This window comes from Reyranella sp. (assembly GCF_004297405.1).
Taxonomy (GTDB): Bacteria; Pseudomonadota; Alphaproteobacteria; order Reyranellales; family Reyranellaceae; genus Reyranella.
Map to the genome: position 1 here is coordinate 396,445 of NZ_SCVC01000012.1, position 24,298 is coordinate 420,742.

General features: G+C 64.0%; 27 protein-coding genes. 13 read left to right on the forward strand and 14 right to left on the reverse strand.

Translation table 11 applies throughout. From position 1 onward, the window contains the following. The first annotated feature begins 9 nt into the window (after positions 1 to 9). The gene (locus tag EPO50_RS11620; RefSeq protein WP_296344105.1) at positions 10 to 1,638 is read left to right on the forward strand and encodes an ABC-F family ATP-binding cassette domain-containing protein; all 1,629 of its coding nucleotides are present in this window, start codon (positions 10 to 12) and stop codon (positions 1,636 to 1,638) included. Positions 1,639 to 1,744: 106 nt separating this feature from the next. Here the strand turns inward: EPO50_RS11620 and EPO50_RS11625 are convergent, their stop codons facing one another. After that, on the reverse strand, positions 1,745 to 1,951 hold the full coding sequence (locus EPO50_RS11625; protein WP_296344106.1) for a heavy-metal-associated domain-containing protein: 207 nt from the start codon (positions 1,949 to 1,951) through the stop codon (positions 1,745 to 1,747). A 175-nt stretch (positions 1,952 to 2,126) separates the two neighbouring features. Between EPO50_RS11625 and EPO50_RS11630 the strand changes: the two genes are divergently transcribed. The 4 genes from EPO50_RS11630 to cueR all read left to right on the forward strand — a co-directional run bounded on the left by EPO50_RS11630 (position 2,127) and on the right by cueR (position 6,478). Next, a complete protein-coding gene (locus EPO50_RS11630) occupies positions 2,127 to 4,661 on the forward strand; it encodes a heavy metal translocating P-type ATPase (RefSeq protein WP_296344108.1) in 2,535 nt (844 codons plus the stop codon). A gap of 59 nt (positions 4,662 to 4,720) precedes the next feature. Continuing rightward, positions 4,721 to 4,990, forward strand: a complete 270-nt coding sequence (locus tag EPO50_RS11635) for a glutaredoxin (protein ID WP_296344199.1) — start codon at positions 4,721 to 4,723, stop codon at positions 4,988 to 4,990. A 7-nt stretch (positions 4,991 to 4,997) separates the two neighbouring features. Beyond that, positions 4,998 to 6,011, forward strand: a complete 1,014-nt coding sequence (locus tag EPO50_RS11640) for a 2Fe-2S iron-sulfur cluster-binding protein (RefSeq protein ID WP_296344110.1) — start codon at positions 4,998 to 5,000, stop codon at positions 6,009 to 6,011. Between the two features lie 68 nt (positions 6,012 to 6,079). Further along, on the forward strand, positions 6,080 to 6,478 hold the full coding sequence (cueR, locus tag EPO50_RS11645; protein ID WP_296344112.1) for a Cu(I)-responsive transcriptional regulator: 399 nt from the start codon (positions 6,080 to 6,082) through the stop codon (positions 6,476 to 6,478). 108 nt (positions 6,479 to 6,586) lie between these two features. Here the strand turns inward: cueR and EPO50_RS11650 are convergent, their stop codons facing one another. Beyond that, a complete protein-coding gene (locus EPO50_RS11650) occupies positions 6,587 to 7,270 on the reverse strand; it encodes an AraC family transcriptional regulator (RefSeq protein WP_296344114.1) in 684 nt (227 codons plus the stop codon). A 55-nt stretch (positions 7,271 to 7,325) separates the two neighbouring features. After that, positions 7,326 to 7,757, reverse strand: coding sequence for a nuclear transport factor 2 family protein (locus EPO50_RS11655; RefSeq protein ID WP_296344116.1), 432 nt, complete (start codon positions 7,755 to 7,757; stop codon positions 7,326 to 7,328). 137 nt (positions 7,758 to 7,894) lie between these two features. Between EPO50_RS11655 and EPO50_RS11660 the strand changes: the two genes are divergently transcribed. After that, entirely contained in the window at positions 7,895 to 8,329 is a 435-nt protein-coding gene (locus EPO50_RS11660; RefSeq protein ID WP_296344118.1) for an ester cyclase, read from the forward strand. On the opposite strand, the gene EPO50_RS11665 is transcribed toward EPO50_RS11660, so the two are convergent. Further along, a complete protein-coding gene (locus EPO50_RS11665; RefSeq protein WP_296344120.1) occupies positions 8,313 to 8,846 on the reverse strand; it encodes a DinB family protein in 534 nt (177 codons plus the stop codon). The two genes, EPO50_RS11660 and EPO50_RS11665, sit on opposite strands and share 17 nt — an antisense overlap. A gap of 87 nt (positions 8,847 to 8,933) precedes the next feature. Between EPO50_RS11665 and EPO50_RS11670 the strand changes: the two genes are divergently transcribed. After that, on the forward strand, positions 8,934 to 9,581 hold the full coding sequence (locus tag EPO50_RS11670; protein ID WP_296344122.1) for a TetR/AcrR family transcriptional regulator: 648 nt from the start codon (positions 8,934 to 8,936) through the stop codon (positions 9,579 to 9,581). Between the two features lie 29 nt (positions 9,582 to 9,610). Here EPO50_RS11670 and EPO50_RS11675 read toward each other — a convergent pair whose 3' ends face one another. Both EPO50_RS11675 and EPO50_RS11680 read right to left on the reverse strand, forming a co-directional pair. Next, complete coding sequence (locus tag EPO50_RS11675; RefSeq protein WP_296344124.1) at positions 9,611 to 11,035, reverse strand: DUF1254 domain-containing protein; 1,425 nt, start codon at positions 11,033 to 11,035, stop codon at positions 9,611 to 9,613. A 28-nt stretch (positions 11,036 to 11,063) separates the two neighbouring features. Then, entirely contained in the window at positions 11,064 to 11,861 is a 798-nt protein-coding gene (locus EPO50_RS11680) for a hypothetical protein (protein ID WP_296344127.1), read from the reverse strand. Between the two features lie 324 nt (positions 11,862 to 12,185). Here EPO50_RS11680 and EPO50_RS11685 point away from each other — a divergent pair, with 324 nt between their 5' ends. After that, positions 12,186 to 13,265, forward strand: coding sequence for an AraC family transcriptional regulator (locus EPO50_RS11685; protein WP_296344130.1), 1,080 nt, complete (start codon positions 12,186 to 12,188; stop codon positions 13,263 to 13,265). Positions 13,266 to 13,415: 150 nt separating this feature from the next. Then, positions 13,416 to 14,492 (forward strand): hypothetical protein, encoded by a 1,077-nt coding sequence (locus tag EPO50_RS11690; protein WP_296344131.1) that lies wholly within the window; start codon positions 13,416 to 13,418, stop codon positions 14,490 to 14,492. 12 nt (positions 14,493 to 14,504) lie between these two features. Here EPO50_RS11690 and EPO50_RS11695 read toward each other — a convergent pair whose 3' ends face one another. The 4 genes from EPO50_RS11695 to EPO50_RS11710 are packed head-to-tail and all read right to left on the reverse strand — an operon-like array spanning position 14,505 to position 17,485. Continuing rightward, positions 14,505 to 15,836 carry a hypothetical protein gene (locus EPO50_RS11695; protein ID WP_296344133.1) on the reverse strand — a complete coding sequence of 444 codons (1,332 nt, stop codon included), beginning with the start codon at positions 15,834 to 15,836 and terminating at the stop codon, positions 14,505 to 14,507. Beyond that, positions 15,833 to 16,432 carry a hypothetical protein gene (locus EPO50_RS11700; RefSeq protein ID WP_296344135.1) on the reverse strand — a complete coding sequence of 200 codons (600 nt, stop codon included), beginning with the start codon at positions 16,430 to 16,432 and terminating at the stop codon, positions 15,833 to 15,835. The genes EPO50_RS11695 and EPO50_RS11700 overlap by 4 nt, the downstream gene beginning before the upstream one ends. Continuing rightward, on the reverse strand, positions 16,419 to 16,973 hold the full coding sequence (locus EPO50_RS11705; protein WP_296344137.1) for a hypothetical protein: 555 nt from the start codon (positions 16,971 to 16,973) through the stop codon (positions 16,419 to 16,421). Before EPO50_RS11705 ends, EPO50_RS11700 begins: the two co-directional genes overlap by 14 nt. After that, positions 16,970 to 17,485 carry a hypothetical protein gene (locus EPO50_RS11710; RefSeq protein WP_296344140.1) on the reverse strand — a complete coding sequence of 172 codons (516 nt, stop codon included), beginning with the start codon at positions 17,483 to 17,485 and terminating at the stop codon, positions 16,970 to 16,972. The genes EPO50_RS11705 and EPO50_RS11710 overlap by 4 nt, the downstream gene beginning before the upstream one ends. 175 nt (positions 17,486 to 17,660) lie before the next feature. Here EPO50_RS11710 and EPO50_RS11715 point away from each other — a divergent pair, with 175 nt between their 5' ends. Continuing rightward, positions 17,661 to 18,251 carry a YdeI family protein gene (locus EPO50_RS11715; RefSeq protein WP_296344142.1) on the forward strand — a complete coding sequence of 197 codons (591 nt, stop codon included), beginning with the start codon at positions 17,661 to 17,663 and terminating at the stop codon, positions 18,249 to 18,251. Between the two features lie 17 nt (positions 18,252 to 18,268). Here EPO50_RS11715 and EPO50_RS11720 read toward each other — a convergent pair whose 3' ends face one another. Both EPO50_RS11720 and EPO50_RS11725 read right to left on the reverse strand, forming a co-directional pair. Further along, positions 18,269 to 18,748, reverse strand: coding sequence for a PaaI family thioesterase (locus EPO50_RS11720; protein WP_296344143.1), 480 nt, complete (start codon positions 18,746 to 18,748; stop codon positions 18,269 to 18,271). A gap of 58 nt (positions 18,749 to 18,806) precedes the next feature. Then, positions 18,807 to 19,703 (reverse strand): EamA family transporter, encoded by an 897-nt coding sequence (locus tag EPO50_RS11725; protein ID WP_296344145.1) that lies wholly within the window; start codon positions 19,701 to 19,703, stop codon positions 18,807 to 18,809. An 82-nt stretch (positions 19,704 to 19,785) separates the two neighbouring features. On the opposite strand from EPO50_RS11725, the gene EPO50_RS11730 reads away from it, so the two are divergent. Beyond that, entirely contained in the window at positions 19,786 to 20,274 is a 489-nt protein-coding gene (locus tag EPO50_RS11730) for a MarR family winged helix-turn-helix transcriptional regulator (RefSeq protein WP_296344147.1), read from the forward strand. Here EPO50_RS11730 and EPO50_RS11735 read toward each other — a convergent pair. Then, positions 20,228 to 21,070 carry a dienelactone hydrolase family protein gene (locus EPO50_RS11735; RefSeq protein WP_296344148.1) on the reverse strand — a complete coding sequence of 281 codons (843 nt, stop codon included), beginning with the start codon at positions 21,068 to 21,070 and terminating at the stop codon, positions 20,228 to 20,230. The two genes, EPO50_RS11730 and EPO50_RS11735, sit on opposite strands and share 47 nt — an antisense overlap. A 116-nt stretch (positions 21,071 to 21,186) precedes the next feature. Here EPO50_RS11735 and EPO50_RS11740 point away from each other — a divergent pair, with 116 nt between their 5' ends. Then, positions 21,187 to 22,068 (forward strand): GlxA family transcriptional regulator, encoded by an 882-nt coding sequence (locus EPO50_RS11740; RefSeq protein WP_296344149.1) that lies wholly within the window; start codon positions 21,187 to 21,189, stop codon positions 22,066 to 22,068. Between the two features lie 103 nt (positions 22,069 to 22,171). On the opposite strand, the gene EPO50_RS11745 is transcribed toward EPO50_RS11740, so the two are convergent. After that, positions 22,172 to 23,110, reverse strand: a complete 939-nt coding sequence (locus EPO50_RS11745) for a LysR family transcriptional regulator (RefSeq protein WP_296344151.1) — start codon at positions 23,108 to 23,110, stop codon at positions 22,172 to 22,174. A gap of 119 nt (positions 23,111 to 23,229) precedes the next feature. Between EPO50_RS11745 and EPO50_RS11750 the strand changes: the two genes are divergently transcribed. Then, entirely contained in the window at positions 23,230 to 24,216 is a 987-nt protein-coding gene (locus EPO50_RS11750) for a tripartite tricarboxylate transporter substrate binding protein (RefSeq protein ID WP_296344153.1), read from the forward strand. Positions 24,217 to 24,298: the final 82 nt, after the last annotated feature.

A 24,298-nucleotide genomic window follows, 5' to 3' on the forward strand; every position in this document is an offset into this window, starting at 1 on the left:
ACAGCGCCCATGATTCGTCTCGATAACATCAGCAAGCAGAACGGCCATCAGATCCTGTTCATCGACGCGTCGATGGGCATCCAGAAGGGGGAGAAGGCGGGGCTGGTCGGGCCCAATGGCGCCGGCAAGACGACGCTTTTCCGGATGATCGCCGGCCAGGAGCAGCCCGACGATGGCCAGGTGACGATCGATCCCGGCATGACGATCGGCTATTTCAGCCAGGACGTCGGCGAGATGTCGGGCAAGAGCGCGGTCGCGGCGGTGATGGATGGCGTCGGGCCGGTGAGCGAGCTGGCCGTCGAGATCGCCCGGCTCGAGGCGGCGATGGCCGATCCGGCGCAGGCCGACGACATGGACGCCCTCGTCGAGCGCTATGGCGAGGTGCAGGGGCGCTTCGAGGAGCTGGACGGCTATGCGCTGGACGCCCGGGCGCGCGAGGTGCTGGCGGGCCTGAGCTTCAGCCAGGAACGCATGGACGGCGATGTCGGCCTGCTCTCCGGCGGCTGGAAGATGCGCGTGGCGCTCGCCCGCATCCTGCTGATGCGGCCCGACGGCATGCTGCTGGACGAGCCGAGCAACCATCTCGATCTCGAAAGCCTGATCTGGCTGGAGGATTTCCTCAAGAGATACGAAGGCGCGTTGCTGATGACCTCGCATGACCGCGAGTTCATGAACCGCATCGTCGGCAAGGTCGTGGAGATCGACGGCGGGTCGCTCACCACCTATTCGGGCAACTTCGACTTCTACGAACAGCAGCGCGCGGTCGGGGAGCGGCAGCGCCAGGCGCAGTACGAGCGCCAGCAGGCGATGCTCGCCAAGGAGATGAAGTTCATCGAGCGCTTCAAGGCGCGGGCCTCTCATGCCGCCCAGGTCCAGAGCCGGGTGAAGAAGCTGGACAAGATCGAGAAGGTGGAGCCGCCCCGGCGTCGCCAGTCCGTCCAGTTCGAGTTCCGCGCGCCGCCGCGCTCGGGCGACGACGTGGTGAGCTTCAAGAACGTTCACAAGGGCTATGGCACCCAGCCGATCTATGAGGGGCTCGATTTCCGGCTGCGTCGCCTGGAACGCTGGTGCGTGCTCGGCGCCAACGGCGCGGGGAAATCCACCTTGCTGAAGCTGGTGGCGGGCGCGACCGAGCCCGATCAGGGCGCCGTTAACGTCGGCGCCAGCGTCAAGATGGGCTATTTCGCCCAGCACTCCATGGACCTGCTGGACGGCGACGATACGGTTTTCGAGTCGCTGGACGGGTCGTTCCCGCAGGCAGGGACGGGCGCGCTGAAGTCGCTGGCCGGCTGCTTCGGCTTCTCCGGCGACGATGTCGAGAAGCCTTGTCGTGTGCTGTCCGGCGGCGAGAAGGCGCGTTTGGTCATGGCCAAGATGCTGTTCGATCCGCCGAACTTCCTGGTCCTCGACGAGCCGACGAACCATCTGGACATGGCCACCAAGGAGATGCTGGTCGCTGCCCTGGCGGAATTCGAAGGTACCATGCTGTTCGTGTCGCATGACCGCCACTTCCTGGCCGCGCTCTCAAATCGTGTCCTGGAACTGACGCCCGACGGCGTTCATCAGTATGGCGGTGGCTACACGGAATATGTGGCACGCACAGGCCAGGAGGCGCCGGGCCTTCACCCCGGCCAGTAGAAAAGGACGATCGAAGGGGCTCCGCCGCTAGCACGGCGGAGCCCCTTAGCTTCTTTCGTTAACGAGGCAGATGTAACCTCGCTTCGTCAACATACTTGGTTGAAATCTATTGCGCGGAGCTGACCATCGCCGGATAGCCAGCAGCGTCGAGTGCCTTCGCAAAGGCTGAACCGTCCGCTTTGGTCTCGATGGTCACGGTCTGAATCTTGAGGTCGATATCGACCTTGGCGCCTGCGTCGACGCTCCGGATGGCCTTGGTGATGACCCCGGCGCAGTGACCGCAGGTCATATCGGGTACGTTCAACTTCAACATTGGAAACTCCTGGATTGGCACCGGCACAAGCGCCGTTTCCTGAAGCTGCGCGTTCCCGCCAGTGGAAGGTCAAGCGACGTATTGCCCTCGCAATCCTTCTCCGAACTCCTGTTGACCTTCCAGTGACTGGAAGCCCTAGCCTCCGTTCATCAAATTCGAACAGAGGACAGGAACGATGAATGTCGTGCCCCAAATACCATCGGCAACCGCCAGACAAAACTTCCCGATCGAGGGCATGACCTGCGCATCCTGCGTGCGCCGTGTCGAGAAGGCGATCGCGGCCGTGCCGGGCGTTACAGCCGCCACGGTCAACCTCGCCACCGAGAGCGCCGACATCACCTTCAGCGGCGCCATCGATTCCGATGGGATCATCGCTGCGATCCGCAGCGTCGGCTACGACGTGCCCGTCGAGAAGATCGAAATCGATATCGAGGGCATGACCTGCGCGTCATGTGTGACCCGTGTCGAAAAGGCGATTGCCGCGATTCCGGGTGTGAAGTCCGCCTCGGTCAATCTCGCCACCGAACGCGCGACCGTCGAACTGCTGGCAGGTTCCACGCCACGCGCGACGATCGACGCCGCCATCCGCAAGGCCGGTTATAAGCCGCGTCGCGCCGAGGCAACGGCGACTTCGTCAGGAACCGACGGTCGCGAGGACGCCCGCAACCGTGAGTACGCCACCCTCAAGCGCGACTTTCGTATCGCCGCCGTACTGACGCTGCCGATCTTCGTGCTGGAAATGGGTTCCCACGTTTTCCCGCCGCTGCACCATTGGCTGATGGCGAATGTCGATGATCAATCGCTCTACATCGCCTTCTTCGTCCTGGCGACCATCGTCCAGTTTGGTCCCGGCCTGCGCTTCTACAAGAAGGGCATACCGGCGCTTGTCCGCCTTACCCCCGACATGAATTCGCTGGTCGTCGTCGGTTCGACTGCGGCCTGGGCCTATTCCGTCGTTGCGACCTTCGCGCCGGGCGTGCTGCCGGACGGCACGGCCAACATCTACTACGAGGCTTCCGCTGTCATCATCACGCTCATCCTGCTCGGGCGCCTTCTCGAAGCCAAGGCCAAGGGCCGCACGAGTGAAGCAATCAAGCGGCTGATCGGCTTGCAGGCCAAATCCGCCCGTGTGGAGCGCAACGGTCAGTTCGTCGAGATCCCGCTCGACGAGGTGATCGCGGGTGATGTCGTCCAGGTGCGCCCGGGCGACAAGGTACCGGTCGACGGCGTCGTGTTGTCGGGTTCGTCGTTCGTGGACGAGTCGATGATCTCCGGCGAACCCATCCCGGTCAGCAAGGGAGAAGGGGCGGAGGTCGTTGGCGGCACGATCAACAAGACCGGCAGCTTCACCTATCGGGCAACCAAGGTCGGCGCCGACACGCTGCTCGCCCAGATCATCCGCATGGTCGAGTCCGCGCAGGGATCAAAGCTGCCGATCCAGGCGGTCGTCGACAAGGTGACGGCCTGGTTCGTGCCTGCCGTCATGGCCGCTGCCGCGCTCACCTTCCTGGTCTGGCTGTTCTTCGGCCCGGAGCCGGCCGTCACCTTCGCACTCGTCAATGCCGTTGCCGTGCTGATCATCGCTTGCCCCTGCGCCATGGGCCTCGCCACCCCGACCTCGATCATGGTCGGCACGGGTCGCGCAGCCGAACTCGGCGTGCTTTTCCGCAATGGAGAGGCGCTGCAATCTCTGAAGTCGACGGCGGTCGTGGCCCTCGACAAGACCGGTACGCTCACCGCCGGCAAGCCGGTGATGACCGATCTCGAAGTCACCGGCGGTTTCGAGCGTGCGAAAGTTCTGGCACTCGTCGCTTCAGTCGAGGCCCAGTCCGAACACCCGGTTGCCGCCGCCATCGTCGCTGCCGCCAAGGATGAAGGCCATTCATTGGGCGAGGTCGGCGCTTTCGAAGCGGTGCCCGGTTTCGGTGTCAGCGCAAAGGTTGATCAGCACCAAGTTGCAGTTGGCGCCGACCGCTACATGGCCAAGCTCGGCATTGCGGTAGACGCCTTTGCCGACACCGCAAGCCGCATGGGCAAGCAGGCCAAGACGCCACTCTATGCGGCTGTCGACGGCAGGCTCGCTGCCGTGATCGCGGTTTCCGATCCGATCAAGCGTTCGACCCCGCAAGCCATTCGTGCCCTGCAGGCCATGGGTTTGAAGGTTGCGATGATCACCGGCGACAATCGTCGCACCGCCGAAGCGATCGCGGCCCAACTCGGCATTGACGAGGTCGTTGCGGAAGTGCTGCCCGACGGCAAGGTCGATGCGATCAAGCGCCTGCGGGCCGGCGGCCGCGCCGTAACCTTCGTCGGCGACGGCATCAACGATGCGCCGGCCTTGGCCGAGGCTGATGTCGGCATGGCAATAGGCACCGGCACGGATGTCGCGATCGAGAGCGCCGATGTGGTGTTGATGTCGGGAGATCTGCTCGGTGTCACCAATGCGATCGCTCTGTCGAAGGCAACGATCCGCAACATCCAGCAGAACCTGTTCTGGGCCTTCGCCTACAACGCGGCCCTGATCCCGGTCGCGGCGGGCGTGCTCTATCCCGTCAGCGGTACACTGCTGTCGCCGATGCTGGCGGCTGGCGCGATGGCACTGTCCAGTGTCTTCGTCCTCGGCAATGCGATGCGCCTGAAGCGCTTCCAGGCGCCCGTCAAGGAGGCCGGCGCAGCAGTCGGCGCTCCCGAGCTTGCCCCAGCCGAGTAACGGCCTGCGGCCCGCCATTCTGGCGGGCCGGTCCTCCCTTTTCCTGTCCTGCCACGAGGATTGTCATGTCGACTACGGTCCGCATTGAAATCTACACCACGCCAAGCTGCCCGGATTGTCTGGCGCTGAAGTGTTGGCTGAATACGCAGAGCCTGCCTTTCGTCGAGCACGATCTGCGTGACCCCGCGGTCGCCGAGGAAGCCAAGCGCCGCACCGGTGTGCGTGTTGCTCACATCACCATCATTGACGGCAAGCATATCTTTTTCGGCACGTTTGCAGTGCAGCGCCCCGAGATCGAGGCGCTACTCGACCTGACCAAGGCCGCGTGAGGAGACCATGGCCCGTCTTATTCTTCCCCAACTTGGACGCTGCATTCCCGTTGCTCCAGAGCAGACCATCCTGCAAGCAGCGCTCGAAGCCGGCGTTCCCTATCCACATGGCTGCCGTTCCGGTCGCTGTGGTTCGTGCAAGTCGCAGTTGATCAGTGGCGGTGTCGAACTCGGCAAGCACTCGCCTTTCGCCCTTACCGAGGAGGATCAGGCCAAGGGCCTGATTCTCGCCTGCCGGTCGGTGCCGACTACTGACGTGACTGTCGAGTGGCTGGACGTAGACTATGTGGCCATGCCGACTGTTGCCCAGGGGGCGACAGTCGTCGCGGTCGAGAGCAAGACCCACGACATCCTCGCCATCTGGCTAAAACTGGATGACCGTTCCGCCTTCCGTTTCGCTGCCGGGCAATATCTCTCGTTCGCCATGCGGGGAGGGCCCGCCCGCCACTACTCGATGGCAAGCCAGCCCGATGACGAGCTTGTCGAACTGCATGTCAGGCTCGTGCCGGGAGGTCGCACCAGCGGGCTGATTCATACATCGTTGAAAGCAGACGATAGAGTCGAGATCGAAGGCCCGGCTGGCTCGGCTTATCTGCGCGACGTCCATGGCGGCATCATCGTCGCTGTCGCGGGCGGAAGTGGGCTGGCGCCGATCAAATCGATCGTCGAGACCGCGCTTGGTGCTGGCATGAGGCAGGAGATTCACCTCTACTTCGGCGCTCGCACGGAAGACGACCTCTATCTCGTTGACCATTTTTGCGCGCTCGAGCAGCGCTTTTCGAACCTCGTCTTCGTGCCGGTTCTTTCGCAGGCTACCAAGACTGAGTGGCGTAGCGGCTTTGTGTCCGAAGCTTTGGCACAGGACCATCAGGATCTTGCTGGCGCCAAGGCCTATGTCGCCGGTCCGCCCGCCATGGTCGACGCCGTTGGCTCCGTGCTTGCGGGCTGCGGCGTTGCCTCATCCGACATCCACGCCGATGTCTTCTTCACACCGGGAGACGGTGTCGAGGCAGTGGCTTGACGAAGGCACTTGAGCTTCCAGTTACTGGAAGCACTACGTACTATCTAATTCACTCTAGGGAGAGCCAGATGAATATTGGCGCTGCATCAGAGAAATCGGGACTGCCCGCCAAGACCATTCGCTACTACGAGGATATCGGCTTGCTCACGGCTGAGCGTGCCAGCAACGGCTATCGCGACTATTCGATGACTGACGTGCATCGCATGCGCTTCATCCAACGTTCACGCAGTCTCGGCTTTTCGGTCGAGGAGTGCGGACAACTGCTTTCGCTCTATGACGACAAGGAGCGCGAGAGCGCCGATGTAAAGGCGCTGGCTAAGACAAAGCTCGCCGAGATGGACCGCAAGCTGGTGGAACTCACGGAGTTGCGCGACACACTTCGCCGTCTTGTCCGTAGCTGCCAAGGCGATCGCCGTCCCGATTGCCCAATTATCGAAGGATTATCGAGCGCTAAACGGAAGCAGTGACCAATGCTTCGTTGCTGGCAAGGAGGCTCAGGCATCTGATGTGGAAATCATCCAAGCCAGTCGTTTCCGATTGGTCGACGTCGTTGGGTGCCGATTGCCAGATGCGCTTTACAGCGAAAGGCCCGCGATTGCCGCGCTAGGCGTCAGGCCAAAATAACGGCTGAAGACGCGCGACAGGTGGGCGGTGTCGGCAAAGCCCGCATCCAGGGCGGCCGTCCGGACCAGCGCGCCGCCGGCCATTTGCTGCGCGGCGAATTGCAAGGCGGACCATGACTTGAACTGGCGAAAGCTCTGACCGGTTGTGGCCTTGAAGCAACGCAGAGCCTGCGTGCGCTCGAGGTGCAGGCGGTGCGCCAGCTCGCCCTGATGCATGCGCTGCATCGGGGCGGCATATATCGCCCGAACGACCGTCGCGATCGGTTCCAGCGGCGCAGCCAAGCGCACCATCAGCCTGGCCCGAAGCTCGTTCGTGGCATCCACGGCTCCGCTGAGGGCGTCGCGCGCCAGTCGGGCCAGCGCGCCGCTCAGTACCACGCCCAACGGCGCGTCGAAGGGAAACGGCAGGCCGTCTAGATAGAGGACGTCGGCGCCGCGCTCGGCGAGGGTGACCGCATGCACGACGCCCGGCCTGACCAGCAGGATGTCGCCCTCTACACGCAACCCTCTCTGCTCCAACCGCAGTGGCCCGGTTCGCCCGCCCAACACACAGGTAACTGGGTTTGCGTGCGCCAGGAGCCTCCTGCTGCCCACCGGAAGGAGCGAATTGCGGAAAGGGGACAGCGGATCGGGCATCGCCGCGACTATTTCCGGCGGATGCGTTTGGCGCAATAGGCGGCCGTCCTTGCCGCTATCTTTCGATTCCGGCCCTGGCGAAGGCTGCCCGGGATTGCTGGCTGTTCACATAGACGTCCTTGCGTGTGACCCCGCCGGCCGCATTGACCGTGACCACATCGAGCATCTCGACACGCGCCGAGAAGAGGGTGCCGTTGGGTTCTGCAAGCGCCAGAACCATCGTCCATTCGAAGACCCAGTGGTCGTCGCCATACAGCAATCGGCCTTTCTCCAGGGAAAAGTCGAGCGCGGCGAACAGCCCGATGCAATGCTGGCGCAGCGCCTCGCGACCCTTCACTGGCTCCGATCCGTCATGGACCCAGAAGACCGTGTCTTCCGAATGGAGGGACGCAATCAGCTCCGGATCTCGTGTTTCCCAACTGACATGATAACGCTGAAACAGTGCTTCGAGTGTTGGCGGTCGTTCGATCTGTCTGGCGACGGGCATCTGCTCTCTCCCCTGTACGCAGACAAATCCTATCCACGTTCTGCGCCGTCGCGTTGAACAAACGTGCACTACGGCCCGCTGGTCAACCTAAGGTAACCTCGCTGAGAAGCCGCGAGTGCAACAACACGGGATCAGCCATGAACCAGCGTCAAACCCATTCCGTCGCGCAGAGGAACAGGCAGAACTATCTTCGGGCCAAGGACGCGTACAACGCGCGCGATCTCGACGCGTGCATCGCCCATTACGCGCCCGACCATCAAATCATGTCGAAGCCGATGCCGCGCGGCAGAGAACAGATTCGCAAGTTCTTCGAGGAGAGCTTTGCGACGTGGCCGGACATCCGGATCGTGGTGGAGAATGCCCTCGCCGAGGATGACTGGGTCATGGGGCGGAGCATCACGACCGCGACACATTCCAAGCCGGTGATGGGCGTTCCCGCCACCCACAAGACCATCGAAACGACCTTCTGGGATCTTCATCGCTTCAACGAGGAGGGCCTGATCGTCCAGACCTGGAACTTGATGGATAGCCTGTCGATCATGAGTCAGCTCGGCCTCATGCCATCGCGTTAGCATGCCGTTGCGGGCTGGCATCCTCGGCTTTCAGGAAGTCTGTGATCCGATCCGGCCAGGGCTGGATGGCGTTCTTCTGCAGCAGGAGCGCGATCTGGCCGCGATGGCCGGCGGCGTGCATGGCGACGTGCAGCAGTATCTCTCCGCGCGTCATGCTGGCGGGCGCACCGTTCGAGAAGGAGAAGGCAATCACCTCATCCACCTCTTCCGGCAGGAGGGTATCGGCATAATCGGCATACCAGTCGCCCGTCGAGCGGGCCTTGTTCGCCAGCAGGTCGAAGGAGGAAAGCTCGACCGAGCGAGCTGCCCTGTAGCCGTGAGGGCGCGCTTCGAGATTGTGGCTGAAGATCTCGTCGACGGCCTGGATGTGGTCGAGCAGCCGCAGGACCAGAACTTGTTCGTCCGCGGCAATTCGGTCGAGGTTTTCGGCAATGACCGAGTTCAGTCCGTTCGTCGCCCAGCGCTTGTAGTGCATCAAGGTGCGATAAGGGAGGGTGAACATCGCGGTGCCTTTCATCCGTGCATGAAAAGAGGAGGACGTTGCCTGCGGTAAATTTGCGAGCTATGACTCGCATTGTCTACTCGCATTGGCGGATGAGGCTCCATGGCGCGCTCAGTCCCAACGACCCCGCGAAAATCGGCATCGCAGAAGCGATCCCAGGCGACGGTCGAGGCGCTGCTGGACGCAACCGCTCGCGTTCTCACGAGGGAAGGATACGACCGTGCCAGCACCAACCGGATCGCCGCGACGGCCGGCGTGAGCGTCGGCTCGCTCTACCAGTACTTTCCGAACAAAGAGGCGCTCGTGGCGGCGCTCGTCTCGCGCCACAACCGGGAAATGCTTGAGCTGCTGCGCAATGCGCTCAAGGAAGTAGCGTCACTCGACCTCGCAACGGCGATCCGCGAACTGGTGCGGGCGGCGGTCGACGCCCATCTGGTCGATTCCGCCTTGCATCGCATTTTCGCCGAGCAGGTTCCGCGCATGGGCCAGCTGGCCAAGATTGAGGCACTCCAGGGCGAAACCTTCCTGTTGGTCAGGGCCTATCTGGAACAGCGCCGTCACGAAATCTCGGTCCGGGACCTCGATTCCGCGACCTCCATCTGCGTGACCATCGTCGAAGCCCTGACCCATGACTTCGTCATCAACAAGCCCGTTACGCTGAAAGGCGACCGGGACCGGTTTGTCGACGAGGTCACTCGGCTGATCGTGGGCTATTTGCGGCCGAGCCGTGCCGCCAAGCCGCTCACCTAAGTCGTGGCCGAGACCGCGGCCTCCGCCGTTCAGCCTGCCTTCTTCACAGGCGGGGCGGTCCAGGAGCCGTCGAGGATCGACGGGTCCTTTTCGCTCGGCCAGTAGAGCCTCAGCATGAGAGAGAACTCGCCGGCAGGAGCGGGCAGCCAGTTCGATTCCAGCGCCGCGCCCGGCGAGTCCTTCTGGAGGTGAAGCGTCACCGATCCGTCGGCATTGGGCTTCAGGTTCTGACGGGCGCTGATGGAGTAGCGGTTGAGCGAGTTGGCAACGAAGAAATAGTCCTTGTCGTACATGGTCAGTGACCAGAAGCCCTGTGCTGGCGGCAGGTGACCCTTCGGGAAGGTCAGGGTGTAGCGGTGGGCGCCGTTATACCCGCCGCCGGTCGCGTCCGCGCGAGATACCGGGTACACGGCATCCTGCGGACGGTTCGCGCCGAGGCCGATCGCCGTGATCAGAGCGCGCATCAGATAGTCGGTACCATAGAGACCGGTCTTGGTCGTGTAGCTCCAACCCTCGATCAGCTTCATGTCCTTGTTGGTCTTGTACTGGAGCATGATCTGCTCGAATCCGAGCTCGGGCACGCGCTTGGCGAGATCGGAGGCGAGCTTCGTTGGATCGAACCGGCCCGGCTCGAGACCGATGCGGGCGAAGCTCGCGAGGACGGGCGCATCGGCTGCCGCTGGTGGGTTCGACTTCATCAGCTCGGCCAGCAAGGTGAAGTACTCGGTCGCATCGAGCCGGTTCACCTGGTCGCGCACGGCCGTCTTCATGTCGATGGCGGGATCGACCTTGCCTTCCGGCGGCGTGTAGGGCTTGCCGTAGGCGCTGAGCGGCACGAGCTTCATCTGATCCTGCACGGCGTGAACGGCAGCGTAGTCCTCCGGCGTACCGGTGCAGTAGATGCGGCCCAGCAGCCACACCATGCTGGTCGGCGACTTGTACTCGGTGACGCCGGCCGGCAGGGTACCCTTCCAACCCGGTCCGGTAATCGCGTAGGTCTGCGCCGCCGTGCCGGTGGTGCGTTTGCCGGGCACCTGGAACACGTTGGTCCAGCCGTCGAGCATCGGCATCAGGAAGTAGCGGTCTTTCATGTCGGGAATGCTGAGCACCCAGGGTTCGGCGCCGACATCGAAGAACGCGGTCGTGTAGAGCGTATCGGCGTTGGGCGCCGTGACGTCCCTGAACGATGCGTTCGGGTATTCGCGCATCCTGATGAACTGGCCCATCGGGGCCTTCCTGCCGTCGGCCTTCGCCACGTTGGTCAGCACGCGGCGCGTGAACTCCATCGTCACGAGGGGATAGCCGTAGACATATGCGTTGATCGCCGTGCCGAGCGCCTCGGAGCGTTCCGGTACGTGGGAGAAGTCGGAATGCTGTGCGCGCAAGGGTGCGACAAGGCCGGAAGAGAGAAGGCCGAGCGACCCCAGGGCGACGGACCGGCGAGTGAGTGACATGCGAATGCTCCTTCTTGAAACGAAACGTCTAGAACCGAATGGCGGCACCGATGATCGGACCGTGCAGCACCATGTCGATCGCGCTCACGGCATTGCCCGAGCCGGTCGAGTAGTTGAAGCCGAGCGCGCGATATCCCACGCCGCCGACGAGCTGATAGCCCGGGAGCTGCCACGCGTAGCTGTAGATGGCCGTTGCTTGCCAGGTGAGGGAACTCTGCAGGCCGAAGCCGCCGATGTCGCCGCGCAGCACGATCTTTTGCGCGGGCGTGAACTGATGGCGCAGACGCAGCCCGACGACGGGATCGACCCAAGTCAGGTTGCCTGTCCCGGCCGTCGAAAAGCCAATGCCGCGCTGGAACCCGAGCCGGCTGAAATCGACCGTGCCTATGACGTCATAGTTGGCGTCCGCCGACTGATTCCAGATGCGAAGCCCCAGCAAGCCGTCCAGCGCGGTCGAGGATCCTTCGCTACCGTTCCAGCGATGCAGCTCGTACAAACCACCGGTCTCGATGATCGTCATTGAGTAGGTCAGGGCGGCATTTGCCGTGGTGCTGAGTTTCAGCCCGGCAACGGGGTTACGATCGCTCAGCGTCGTGTTGGTGAAGCCGAGTTTGGCGAAGACCAGGTCGGCATAGACTCCGACCCGGCCCTTGCCGGCCTCGAAGTAGCCCATGTAGCCGATCAACGAAGCGCTTTTCTGCAGGAGCTGGATGAAGCTCGCGTCGAAATCCACGATCTGACCCTTGGCCGTCATGGAGCCCGATGCGCTCATCAGCCAGCCATAGGCGGCTGCTTCGAAACGCCAAGGATCCGGGTCGCCTGCCATCGAGGAGGCGCTCTCCCTTGCTTCTTCGGCGGCCACTGGCCGGACGCCGAGGCTCACGCCGACAAGTGCGCTCCACACTCCAACCAGGATCCGGTGCGGCACACGCGCTTGTCCTCGTCCCAAAGTACACTCCCGCTGCGAAGCCCGGCCTTGCCAACGCGCCGTGCCGGGGCGAAGCGAGATCGGGCCGGCACCCTAGACGCCGGGAGAGTTGGCCTTTTCGCATTTCGCGACAAAGGGCGTGGATTTCCCGGTGATGAGTTCGTGACTTGGTGCTGGTCACATTCGCGTCGATTTCGTATTTCTCGACCTAGCCGATCGTTCATGACGCCGTTGATGCGCAGCCCCACCGTCGAAGAAGCCTTCAACATAGTCCAGGTGGGGACGGTCCGTGCGGGCCCGCTCATGGGGCTGTCTGGCGCTCTCGGTGCTTTCGGCCTCGCGCTCGGCCCACTGCTCGATGAGATCGGGCTGCAACCGACCACATTCGACGATGCGGGGAATGGGGTGCGCCTGGACAAGGCCGTCCGGCTTCTGGCGCTGGCGATGGAGCGCACCAACTGCCCCCACTTCGGATTGCTCTGCGGTCAAAGCGTCCGGATAGAAGATCTCGGCATCGTCGGCCGGGTGGCGCGGAACGCCGGCGACGTCGGCAGCGGCCTGCGCGGACTGATCCTCAACCTTCATCTCAATGGGCATGCCTTCATTCCCGTCCTGACCACGACGTCCGACCTGGCCGAGCTCGTGCTGAGGCTTGTCGTCGACGCCGATGGCGACACCGATCCTTCGATCGATCTGGGAATGGCTATTGCCTGCATGGCGGTGCGCACCCTGTGCGGGCCTGGCTGGGCACCGGTGGAAATCCTGCTGGCTCGTCGGGCGCCCGTCAGCCGCGAGCCCTATTCCAAGTTCTTCGGTGCGCCCGTGCAGTTCGGCCGGGAGCACAATGCCATTGTCTTTCCGGCCGCGTGGCTGAAGCAACGCGTCCACGGCGCCAATCCGACAAAACGAAGGCTGCTCGAGCGCGAGCTGGCGGTCGTTGCCCAGCGACATCGCCTGCCCGCCGCTACGATGGCGCGGCGTGCCCTGGTGTCGTGCCTGGCGCGCGGGGAGGTGTCGGTACAGGCGGTCGCGGCGAGCGTCGGACTTCACCCTCGGACTCTCAACCGCCGCCTGGCCGGTGAGAGCACGTCGGTGTTCGAGCTCCTGAAGGAGGAGCGCTACAGGATCGCGTGCGATCTCCTGGCGAACACTCCTTTGCCGATCTCGGAGGTAGCGGCCACGCTTCTCTATTCGAGCATCGGCAATTTCACACGCGCCTTCCATGCCTGGTCGGGTGAAAGCCCCAGCGACTGGCGCCTGAACCACTCGAAACCCGGATCGATGGCTCGGTCTTCAGTGTAGACGCCGATCCGGCCACAAATTTATCACAGCTGCCCACCAGGCGACGATTCGTCGACTGGTCTGTCCACACCCGCTGATTAAGAGTCAGCGGTTCACAATGGCAAAGCGATATATTGCCCCCTCGATCACAACGCGCATAGGCAGAGCACGATGACGATCACCGTCCCTGGAATGCGCTCCAACAAGCTAATGAGCATGGATATCGATCAGCTTCGGGGATGGGCGGCGTTCATGGACAGAGCCATGATCGTGAGCCTCGTCGCCACCATCATGGCCGTTGCGGCGCTCGGCGTCACGACGTGGCTGTCGTTCAGGTACAGCGCTGCCGTGCGCGCCCACGAGCACGCCACCGTCGATCGCTACAAGGGCGTGGAAAGCCACGCCGCGCGACTCGAGCAGGATGTCACCACGGCGCGCGAGCGGGCGGCAGCGCTCGAGCAGGAAGTCTCCACGGCACGGGGGCGGAGCGTGGCCCTTGAACAGGAAATGTCTGCGGCGCGCGAGCGGACCGTGGCGCTCGAACAGGAAGCCTCCACGGCACGCGAGCGCGCGGCGGCCCTCGAACTGGCAGCCCGCGAAGCCAACGAGCGGGCAGCACGAGCGGCTCGCGAGAGCGCGGCCGCCAGCGAGAAGGCGCAGACGCCGCAGCTCGATGCGGCGGAGATGCAGAAGCGAATTGCCGATCTCGGGAAGCTCGTTCGGGAGGCAACCGCGCGCGCGACGGATTCGACCCAGGGGAGCGTAGCTGAAGCACAACGCCCGGCCGCCCCAGAGAAGGGTAAGGAGGGCACTCCCGAAAGCGCCGCGGCCAGGCCCGACGCGCAGCCCTCGCCGGCGGCGCAATCCTCCCCGATCGTCGCGAGCCTGCGGAAATATGCCGGCACCAAAGCCGCGGTGTTTGTCCTCGATCAGGTATCCGACGCGCCGGCCGTCGGCTCGACGATCTCCACCGATCTCAGCGACGCTGGCTGGGAGCCGCAGACCTGGACGTGGACGGGCGTGGCGGGACTCTTCGGCGTGACCGTGCTTCTCAAGGAAGGCAGCGACGCGGCAACGAATGAGGCCGCGTCTGCTCTCGTGGAAGCCCTGCGCTCGGCCGGCTTCAACGCAACGAAGGGCGACTGGCCGGCGGGCTGGCATCGGTTTCGTGGTGCGCTCAACGGCCCGCAAACGCCAGCCGCGACGGATGCTCCCATCCGGATCGTCATCGGGGCAAAGCCGCGCTGATTCCTTACTACGTTATCGGCCGAGCGGTTGCCATTTTCGGCCGGCGGCGAAGGAGCGTTCGAGGGCGGCGGCGAGCAGGCAGATTTTCAAGGTCATCGGCAGGATGCCGTCGCCGGGATAGCTGGGTGAGCCGAACAGGAGGCTGATCTGGCCCGCGATGGTCTCCCAGACCGGCAGCGAATGCGGGCCGATTAGGCGGGTGAGGGCGAGCCAGGCCCAGGCCGAAGCCCAGTCGATGGCGCGATAGAGGACGATCAGGCTGAGCAGGGCAAGCAGGCCCGAGGCGAAAGTGAGCCGCACGCTGCTCGCCAGCGCCCAGTAGCGTTTGGCCGTGCCTGTCCAGAAGTGCTCGAAGAAATCGCGCAGGGATTTCGGCAGGCCGCGATAGCGCAGGAGCAGGCGTTCGAGCTTCGGCGATCCGGCCGTCAGCTCGGCATCGTTCAGTCGGTGCACGTCGTAGCGATAGATCAGGGCCGCGATCGTTAGCCAGACGACGGGCAGGAGGGCATAGAAGAAGAGCTGGGTCACAGTCGTCATCAGGCCGGGCGGCGTCTGCTCGACGGGAACGGAACTGCCCGCAGCATGGGCAACGCTGACCAGGGGGCCAAACTGAGACGCGGCATTGCTGGCGAGATCGCCGATCCCGTGCGAGGCGAGCCAGGCCATTAGCCCGCCCTTCCATTCGGAGATGACGTAGAGGCCGATGAATGCCCAGCCCGCCTCGCACATCACGATCAGCAGGTTCCACAGGCTGTTCGTGCTCTTCTTGCCGCGCGCCTTGGCGAAGCGGCGGAGCGCCCAGAGCAGGGCGACCGACAGGATCAGCCACCAGCCGCCGGAAACGTTGAGCAGCATGCCGTGCGTGCCGAAGGGATCGAGCGAGAGCCCCAGGCGTGAATAGTCACGGATGGTGTCGCCCAGGAAACCCCAAGCGGCGTAGTAGGCAAAGAACGGCACCAGCGCGAGGGACAGGATGGTGGCCACGCGGGCTGTGCGCGAGGGCGGACGCAGTGCATCGGCCGCGGGCTCCTTGGTGGTGTCCGCAGCCGGTGTCTCTTCGCCACTGGTCGCGGCGTGTTTCATCGCGGGCAAAGCAGGGCGCAGGACTTCGAACAGCGCCACGACCACGACCAGCTTCACCAGCACGACGACGGTGAGCGAGATGAGCCCGGCGAGATGATTGAGGAAGCCCAGTTCGACGGCGCCTCGCAGCAGCAACGCGCGCGCGATCACGCCGAGCAATGCGATCGCGAGCAACTGAGGCAGGAAGCGGAACCACAGCCTGCCGGTATCGGCGACGAGGCCGAACGCGCCGTAGCCGCCACGTACCGTCGAGCCGGTCATGGCTTGGTCTCCGGCGTGAAGCGAAGGTAGTCCGGCCGCGCGCCCATGGCACTCAGGGTCGGACGCAGCGATGAGGTCGCGTCGCGCGGAACGAGGAAATAGGCGTCGATCACCAGCTTTGTCCCTGCCTGATGCGTGCCTACTGCGAGCGTCGAGCAGCGCGACGCGGCGCTTTCGCCAGGTTTCTTGAACTGCCGTTCGAGCGCGGTGGGCGCGAAGTTGATCGCCTCCCAGCGTCTACCCTGCGAATCGACGAGGAAGATCCGGCAATCGAGCCAGTCCTGGCTGGCGGGACCGGAAGCCTCGACGTCGAGTCGCAGCCGCGCGAAGGTGCGGTCGGCCGGCAGGCCAGTCGTCGACGGCAGGACGTCGAGCGCCGCCAGCGCGATGCGTGCGCCGTTGAACTCGATGCGCTGACCCGCCGCGACATCGATGGCATTCCATTCGAGCTTGCGACGAAGCTCGACGGCATCGGACCAGCCGACCACCGCCATCGCTGCCGGCACGAGCAGGAGAAGCGAGAGCGCGGCGAGCCAGCGGCCGCGCCGCTCGCCCGGTGTAGGTCGATCGCTCAGGGTGGCTTCAGTGTTCGCCATGGATCTTGTCCAGGTCGAGCGAGAGGGAGGGGACGACGAACGGTAGCGCGGGATAGGCGATATGAAGCTGTGCGGTGAGGCGCGGGAAGGCCGCTTCGGACAGCAGCAGAGTGCCGCTACGGGCGGCCTCTTCGGGCACTTCGAAGACGAGCAGGCTCTTGCGTTCGAGGCCAGGCTGTATGCCTTTGCCGGGCAGGCTCACATCGGCGTCCTCGACCCGGAGGCTGGACGCGTAACGCTTGCCGTCCTGCGCCTGCCAAGCGGCTCCAAGCAGACGCGCGCTTTCCTGTGCTGCCCTGACGCGAACAGGAATGATCAGCCAGACACCGTCGGTGCTTCGCTCTGTAGGTCTATTGGTGGCTTTGAAGCGTATCGTCTTGGCGAGCAGGGGCTTGCCGGCGTCGACTGCGATATTGTCGGCGGCGGCACCGAACGGAATGGGTCCGGTCAGCTCGTCGTAGCTCGGCGTCGTCGACCGCATCAGCCAGAGAACGAAGAACGCCGCGACCACCGCGGCGGCTTTGCCGATGATTGCGATCATTGGGTGGCAGGAATCAGCGAAGCGGAGTCGGCGGCGAGCGGCAATTCTATCGTGCCGACCACGCTGGGATTGAACCAGCCGGAGGCGGCATAGAGATTGTCACGCGGCTTGTACTTGCGGGCGATGAGCTCGAACCGCGCCTTCTGCGGCAGCTTTGCCGTGAGCGGATAGGTCCAGACGTAAGTGACCCTCTCGGCCAGGCCCGGATGGAGCTGCCGCAGATAGGTGCGGTCGCGCAGCAGGTAGACGGTCGGCTTGTCGTCGATGCCGGGAACAGGGTGCGCGAGCTTGATCGCCTGAAGGAAGTCACTGGTCGAGGTCCCCGTCCGGTTGGTGAGCTTGGCGGTCAGCATCAAAGCACCACGGCCAGCTGTAGTCCGTCGCCCGTCCGGTAAGGTCGTACCGGCATCGATCGCCTCGATCTCGATGGCCCATTGGCCCGCGTCGACGGATTGGCCGGTGGCAATGCTGGGCGGTGGTGTTGGGCGCGCCTCCAGCACTGCGAGACTCAAGCTCAGCGCAATTGCGGCAAATCCCCCGATGCCGGCAATCGTTCGCGTGAGAAGTGTCGCCCGAAGGCGAGTGACAAATTCACGTATCAACGCTTGTACCAAAACGAAGGCGACGAGGGCTGAACAACTATTCTAAGCTGGCGCATGATGCACGGCTATCCAAGAAAATTGTTCCATGCAGGTTGATCCCGACAAAGTCCGCACGTTCAAGGATGCCGACAGCTTCTACAAATGGCTCGGCAAGAACCACGACAAACAAGATGAGGTCTGGATCAAGATTCACAAGGTGGGATCGGGGCTAAAATCCATCACACCCAAGGAAGCCATCGACGTCGTGCTCTGCTGGGGCTGGATCGACGGGCTGCGCAAGGGCTTCGACGACGAGAGCTTTCTGCAGCGCTACTCGCCGCGTGGAAAGAAGGGCACGTGGAGCCAGATCAACGTCGACAATGTCGCCCGGCTGATCGAGGACGGCCGAATGACCGCGCACGGGCTTCGTGAAGTTGAGGCGGCCAAGGGCGACGGACGTTGGGCGCGCGCCTACAAGAGCGGCAAAGATATGAAGATCCCCGACGATCTCCAGGCCGCGATCGACGCCGAACCCACGGCCAAGGCGATGCTGGCCACGCTCAGCGCGCAGAACCGCTTTGCGCTCGCCTTCCGCACCCACAACATGAAGACCGAAGCCGGACGAAAGAAGAAGATCGAGACCTTCGTCGCGATGCTGAAGCGCGGCGAGACGATCTACCCGCAGCGTCGGAAGTAACGTTCGGTATCAGACCATCACTCGAGTACCAGGCATGTGGTCGTGCCGTGGGCGAGCAGGCGGCCAGCGCTGTCCGTGATCCGGCCCTCGGCGGTGCCGACACGACGACCTCGGGTCAGCACGACGCCTTCCGCCCGGATCGGGCCCGTTTCGGGTGTGATGGCGCGCACGAGTGAGATCTTGAACTCCAGGGTCGTCTGACTGAGGCCCTTGTCGAGAGTCGACAGGAGAGCCAACCCCATGCAGCTATCCAGCAAGGTGGCCGCGAGACCGCCGTGTACGGTGCCGGAAGGATTGAGGTGCGTGTCGTTCGGTTCTGCCGTGACGATGACACGCCCGCTTTCTACTTCCGTCACGTCGTAGCCCAGGGTTCGGGCGATCGTGTTGAGAGGCAAGGTCCCGTCGACGAGCCCGCGAACGAACTCGAGGCCACCCATCTCCTTGCGTTTGTCCGCGGGGACGGTTCCGTAGGTCTTGCCGGCAACGCTACTCGACATCGCTTTCTCCTGGTTGGTCACATGCAACGGGCTTTAGCCTATCGTTCGTGGCGCCGTACTACTCGCGGGATCTGGACCTGATTGTTCTGGCGGCGTTCTTCATCGGTGTTGCCTGTTGCACGCGCTGACTCAGCCACACGCTGCCGAGCACGACGATCATGCCGGCGATCTGTGCGGGGCCGAGGGATTGACCGAGGACAGACCAGCCGAGGATGACGGCTGTCATCGGGCTCAGGAAACCGAGGGGTGACACCACGGCAGGTTCCAGCCGCGCAATGCCGCGGAACCAGAGAATGTAGGTCAGGGCGGCGCCGATCAGGCCGAGCCAGACGAAGCCCACCAGGTTTGCCGAGGTGAGGGCAGGCAGTGAGGGTTCCAGGATCAATGCCACGGGCAACAGCAGCATTCCGCCAGCGGTCAACTGCCATGCTGTGAAGGTCAGCGGCGACACCGGTGGTTGCCAGCGACGGGTCAGAACTGTGCCGAACGCCATGGAGACCGCCCCACCGAGGCCCGCGGCGATGCCGATCGGATCGAGGGCAGCGCGCGGTGTCAGGATCAGGAGCGCCACGCCGCCCATGCCGGCGATGGCCGCGACGATGGCGAGCGGACGGATCGGCGATCCGAGCAGCGGGCGCGCCAGAAGGAGGACGATCAGCGGCTGGATGGCGCCGACGGTCGCGGCCACGCCGCCCGGCAGCCGATAGGCCGCCACGAACAGCAGCCACCAGAAGATCGTGAAATTGAGGGCGCCCAGAATCAGGACACGGCCCCACCAGATGCCCTGAGGCAACTGGCGAACGATCACGAGCATCAGGAGGCCGGCGGGCAGTGCCCGCAGCATTGCCACCGTCCACGGGTAGCCCTGCGGCAGGAGTTCGGTCGTCACCAGGTAGGTGCTGCCCCAGATCGCCGGCGCGATGGCCGTGAGCAGGAGATCGACATTGCGGGGCATGCGGCGGGCTTTCCTGGTTATCTTGACCTCAAGATAGTTGACGATGTCTTGACGTCAAGATATCCGCCGAAGATAAATCGTCATGGATCGCGTCGACGACATCCTTGCGCAGTGGAACCGCGAACGGCCCGACCTGGATGTCGGCCCCATGGGCCTGATCGGCCGCCTCAGACGCATCTCGCATCATCTCACGCGCGAGATGGAGAAGACCTTCGCGGCGCATGGCCTGAACGATGCCACCTTCGACGTCCTGGCGACGCTGCGCCGCTCCGGGCCGCCCTACAGCCTGTCGCCGGGCGATCTGCTGGCCACGATGATGATCACCTCCGGTACCATGACCAACCGGGTCGACCAGCTCGAAAAGATGGGGCTGGTCGCGAGGACGCAGAACCCCGAAGACGGGCGCGGTGTCATCATCTCGCTGACGGACAAGGGATTTGCGGTCATCGACGCGGCGGTGACCGATCATGTCGCCACTCAACTGCAGCTGACCTCGACACTGTCGCAGAAAGACAGCGCGGCGCTCAATCGCCTGCTGAGCAAATACCTGGTTGCGCTAACCGGTTCTTGAAGAAGGCGAGGATTTCATCGCGCGCGGCGATTGTCGGCTGGCCCGCCTCGTCGATGAGATGGGCGGTCACGACGCTGTGCGGTGTCGGGACGTGGCGTGCGAAGAACGGCGCGACGTCAGTGTTGGCTGAGGCATCGGGCAGAACGCGCCCGATGAAACGATCGCCCAGCGCCTGGGCATAGGCCGCAAAGCGCTGTGCCCGGCAGAAATGGTCTCCCTCGAAGCGATAGGCCAGCACGGTGAGGTCTTCGCGCTTGAGGCGATCGCTGACGGTGCGGAGATCGTCGGGCGCGATCTCGAGACCGCCCGGATCGTTGAGTGGCAGCGACGGCTGCGACAGGACCGGCGCCAGCACCGCGGGTTCGAGCATCATCGTGAGCGCGAAGTTGCCGGTGAAGCACATGCCGATGGCGCCGACACCGGGGCCGCCGCATTCCTGATGGGCGAGCCGCGCCAGCGCCATCAGCCACTGCGTCACCGGGCTCGACTGGTTGGCGGCGAGGGCGCGGAACTCGGCGCTGACACAGGCCCGCTGGAAGATCGCAGCACCCTCGTCGGCGCTGGGCACGGCACCGTCGCGACCGAACAGCGAGGGCATGTAGACGGTGAAGCCGGCATCGCGGACCCACCGGCTGAAGCGCGCGACGTGCGGGCTGATACCCGGCATTTCGGTCATGACGATCACCGCCCGCCCGGAGCCCGCGACGTGGACTGTCTTCGCGACAGCCTGAAGCGTGATCTCGCGATGCGCGAAGCCGTCGAGAGGATCGTCCACCTTCATGCTGCGTGTCGGCATCGGCCAGGCTCCTTGTCTGCGAGGCCATACGATTGTCCCAGGCGAGCTTCAGCGCTAGTGTCGAAATAGACATCTTTCAGGGATATTTCGCCATCATCCGAATCGTCGTTCTCGCCATGCCTGGGGGATTGGCGTCGAGCCTTGCCATCACCCTGGACACTTTGCAGACGGCCAACGCCTTCAGCCGCCAAAGCGGGAAGCGGGAAGCATTCGAGGTCCGCACATTCGAGGTCACGCGGACAACGACCTGCCGTTTCCGCGAGGGCGACGTCGTGATCGTTCCGGGACTCGGCACCACGACGCAGGCGGAGCTCGTGGCGTGCCTTGTGGGCCCGATGGGCCAACGCGCCGTCAAGCTCGTTCGCGCGGCCAGAGCCGCCGGCGCGATCGTCGTGGCATCGTGCGCCAGCACGTTCATCCTGGCGGAGGCAGGCCTGCTAAAAGGCCGACGCGCCACGACGACCTGGTGGCTCGCGCCGGTGTTTCGCCAGAGCTATCCCGACGTCGAACTCGTCACCGAGCAGATCGTCGTGGCCGACTGGCCGGTAGCGACGGCGGGGGCGGCGATGGCGCAGATGGATCTCATGCTGGCGGTGATCGCGAAGTTCGCCGGAGTCCGCATATCGCAGGCCTGCGCGCGTTATCTCCTGCTCGATCACCGCAGTTCGCAGGCACCCTACATGGCCATAACGTTTCTCGCCGGTCAGGATGGACGGATCGCGCGCGCGGAGAGCTGGCTGAGGAAGAACATCGACCGCAAGGTCACCATGGATGATCTGGCCGCTGCCGCCGGGCTCTCGCCGCGGACCTTCGCCCGTCGCCTGAAGGCGGTGTGCGACCTGTCTCCCGTGCGCTTTGCCCAGAGGATCAGGGCGGAGGTCGCTACGATGCTGCGCCAGACCACCAGCCTGTCGGTCGACGAAATCTCCCGTCGTGTTGGCTATGCGGAGCCGTCGACGTTGCGTCGGCTGCTGCGCCGAGACGCACATCCGATGTGACGACGAAGACGGCGCGTCCCCACGTTCCCGCCGACATTCTCGCGCGCCTTCGCCGGACCTGCCTCGCGCTGGCTGAGGTTCGCGACGAGACAGCCTGGGTCGGCTAATCGCGCGCGGCGGTGGCCTCCAGGAAGCCGGCGAGCTTTCGAACGGCTTCGCCGGCGTCGGTCGTTCGCAGGAGCATGCCGATCGGGTCGAAGGGCAACTCCTGTGCGAGAGAAACTTCGAAGACCTGTCGGGCATCGGCGAGCTGCTTCACGAAGCTCACCGGAAGGACGCACAACAATTGTTCGCGCGTCAGCATCGACCAGAACAGCGCGGGCACATTGGTGACGATGGAACTGGTGCGGGGCGGGGTGGTCTCGTCGGCGAACAGCCGATCGAAAGCTTGACGTGCGGCCATCGGCACCGGAGCGATCAGCCACTTCGCCTTGCGCAGTTCGTCCATCCCGACCTTGCGGCGCTTCAGAAGAGGATGACCCGGACCCGCCACCACCGCGAAGCGATCCTCGACCAGAGGGACGAAGCGCCAGCCTTGAGGCGTCACGCTAGGCGCGCGGCAGAGGGCGATGTCCACTTCATCGCGTTCGATCAGCGCTGCCAATCGCACAGCGTCGGCTTCGCGCGCCTGTATCAGTATCTCGGGATGCCGGCGGCTGAACTGCGGCAGCGCCTTCACCAGAACGCCGGATATCCCGGCCGAGATTGCGGCAATGCGTACGGTCCCCGAGGCACGCCCGGTCATCGCCACCACCTGCTCGGCACCCGTTTCCACTGTCGCCAGAATGCGGCGGGCCGGCGCCAGCAACGCCGCGCCGATTGGCGTCGGGCGCATGCCCCGAGCGTGGCGCAGGAACAGTTTACATTCGAGCAGCGTCTCGAGATCAGCGAGCACGTGTGTCACGGCCGGTTGCGTCAGCCCGATCGCCTCGGCCGTGCGCTTGACGCTGCCGAGTTCGGCGATCTGGACAAGCACCTGCAGGTGACGAATGCGCGCGCGGGCGATCAGGCGATTGCGCAGGGCAGAGGCATTGGCATTCACGATATTAGAGATGTTTATTGATAGGGCATCTATTCGATTAGTTACTTATTCCTTTTCGCCGATGATTTGAACCGCTGAAGGGACACACAACCAACCGTTCCCGGTGAAGAGGAAATGCCATGCCGGATCGCTCTCCACGGCTATCGCGCCGCACTTTGCTTGTTTCCTTGCCGGCGCTAGGTATGGCGCCTGTCGCGGCAACGGCGCAGTCCTATCCGGACAAGCCCATTACGCTCGTTGTGCCATTTCCGCCGGGGGCGGTGACCGATCGTGCGGGCCGCGCACTTGGGGCGGAACTCAGCAAACGGCTGGGCCAGCAGGTGATCGTCGACAATGTTGGAGGAGCTTCCGGCACCCTGGCCGGCCAGAAGGTGCTGCGTGCGCGTCCCGACGGTTACACGCTGCTGGTCGGCACGGTCAACGACCTGGTGATGGCGCCGATCGTTCTCAAACAGGCGGGCTATTCGGCGAAGGATTTCACGCCGATTGCCAAGATTTTCCAGGCTCCGACCATTCTGGTCGCCAACTCGGCGCTGCCGGCCAATACAGCCGATGAGTTCATCGACTACGCGAAGAAGCAGGGTCGGCCGGTGCCACTCGGTGCCACAGGCCTCGCAACGCTGCAGACCGTCGGTGGTGTCATGTTCGCGGAGGCGGCTGGCTTCAAGTTCGACATCGTGCCCTACAAGGGAGGCGGTCCTCTTCTGACCGACCTGGTCGGTGGACAGGTTCAGGTCGCGACAATGGCGCTGGGCTCCGCGCTCAGTCTGATTCGCCAGGGCAAGCTCAAGTCGCTGGGGCTGATCTCCCTGCAGCGCGATCCCACGGCACCCGAACTGCCGACGGTGAACGAGGGAAAGCTGGTCAAAGGGATCGAGGCCGATCTATGGGGCGGTCTCACCGGACCGGCGAACCTTCCGCCGGCCGTGGTCGAACGCCTGTCGGCGACGCTGCGCGACATTCTTGCGGATCCATCGTTCAAGGAGTCCGAAGCGCGCGCGGGCAATGTTCTGGCCGAGTATGCCGATGCCGCAGCCTTCGGGGCGTTCATGGCACGGGAAGAGGGGCGTCTGCGCGCTTTGGCGGCCAGGGTCCAGTTGGAATAAGCGAGCGATCTGGAGACGTCTCACTTGACGCTTCGGTGGTTGCATAATATTGCTAATTAGCAATATAGCCAAAAGGCAATTT

Bases quoted from the DNA above. Each gene is read 5' to 3' on its own strand.
- EPO50_RS11680 (WP_296344127.1), bottom strand. From the start codon at position 11,861: ATGGCAGGCGACCCGGATCCTTGGCGTTTCGAAGCAGCCGCCTATGGC.
- EPO50_RS11655 (WP_296344116.1), bottom strand. From the start codon at position 7,757: ATGCCCGTCGCCAGACAGATCGAACGACCGCCAACACTCGAAGCACTG.
- EPO50_RS11665 (WP_296344120.1), bottom strand. From the start codon at position 8,846: ATGAAAGGCACCGCGATGTTCACCCTCCCTTATCGCACCTTGATGCAC.
- EPO50_RS11705 (WP_296344137.1), bottom strand. From the start codon at position 16,973: ATGATCGCAATCATCGGCAAAGCCGCCGCGGTGGTCGCGGCGTTCTTC.
- EPO50_RS11735 (WP_296344148.1), bottom strand. From the start codon at position 21,070: ATGCCGACACGCAGCATGAAGGTGGACGATCCTCTCGACGGCTTCGCG.
- EPO50_RS11720 (WP_296344143.1), bottom strand. From the start codon at position 18,748: ATGTCGAGTAGCGTTGCCGGCAAGACCTACGGAACCGTCCCCGCGGAC.
- EPO50_RS11715 (WP_296344142.1), top strand. From the start codon at position 17,661: ATGCAGGTTGATCCCGACAAAGTCCGCACGTTCAAGGATGCCGACAGC.
- EPO50_RS11730 (WP_296344147.1), top strand. From the start codon at position 19,786: ATGGATCGCGTCGACGACATCCTTGCGCAGTGGAACCGCGAACGGCCC.
- EPO50_RS11690 (WP_296344131.1), top strand. From the start codon at position 13,416: ATGACGATCACCGTCCCTGGAATGCGCTCCAACAAGCTAATGAGCATG.
- EPO50_RS11740 (WP_296344149.1), top strand. From the start codon at position 21,187: ATGCCTGGGGGATTGGCGTCGAGCCTTGCCATCACCCTGGACACTTTG.
- EPO50_RS11640 (WP_296344110.1), top strand. From the start codon at position 4,998: ATGGCCCGTCTTATTCTTCCCCAACTTGGACGCTGCATTCCCGTTGCT.
- EPO50_RS11670 (WP_296344122.1), top strand. From the start codon at position 8,934: ATGGCGCGCTCAGTCCCAACGACCCCGCGAAAATCGGCATCGCAGAAG.
- EPO50_RS11725 (WP_296344145.1), bottom strand. From the start codon at position 19,703: ATGCCCCGCAATGTCGATCTCCTGCTCACGGCCATCGCGCCGGCGATC.
- EPO50_RS11620 (WP_296344105.1), top strand. From the start codon at position 10: ATGATTCGTCTCGATAACATCAGCAAGCAGAACGGCCATCAGATCCTG.
- EPO50_RS11660 (WP_296344118.1), top strand. From the start codon at position 7,895: ATGAACCAGCGTCAAACCCATTCCGTCGCGCAGAGGAACAGGCAGAAC.
- EPO50_RS11625 (WP_296344106.1), bottom strand. From the start codon at position 1,951: ATGTTGAAGTTGAACGTACCCGATATGACCTGCGGTCACTGCGCCGGG.
- EPO50_RS11700 (WP_296344135.1), bottom strand. From the start codon at position 16,432: ATGGCGAACACTGAAGCCACCCTGAGCGATCGACCTACACCGGGCGAG.
- EPO50_RS11685 (WP_296344130.1), top strand. From the start codon at position 12,186: ATGACGCCGTTGATGCGCAGCCCCACCGTCGAAGAAGCCTTCAACATA.
- EPO50_RS11695 (WP_296344133.1), bottom strand. From the start codon at position 15,836: ATGACCGGCTCGACGGTACGTGGCGGCTACGGCGCGTTCGGCCTCGTC.
- EPO50_RS11630 (WP_296344108.1), top strand. From the start codon at position 2,127: ATGAATGTCGTGCCCCAAATACCATCGGCAACCGCCAGACAAAACTTC.
- EPO50_RS11675 (WP_296344124.1), bottom strand. From the start codon at position 11,035: ATGTCACTCACTCGCCGGTCCGTCGCCCTGGGGTCGCTCGGCCTTCTC.
- cueR (WP_296344112.1), top strand. From the start codon at position 6,080: ATGAATATTGGCGCTGCATCAGAGAAATCGGGACTGCCCGCCAAGACC.
- EPO50_RS11650 (WP_296344114.1), bottom strand. From the start codon at position 7,270: ATGCCCGATCCGCTGTCCCCTTTCCGCAATTCGCTCCTTCCGGTGGGC.
- EPO50_RS11750 (WP_296344153.1), top strand. From the start codon at position 23,230: ATGCCGGATCGCTCTCCACGGCTATCGCGCCGCACTTTGCTTGTTTCC.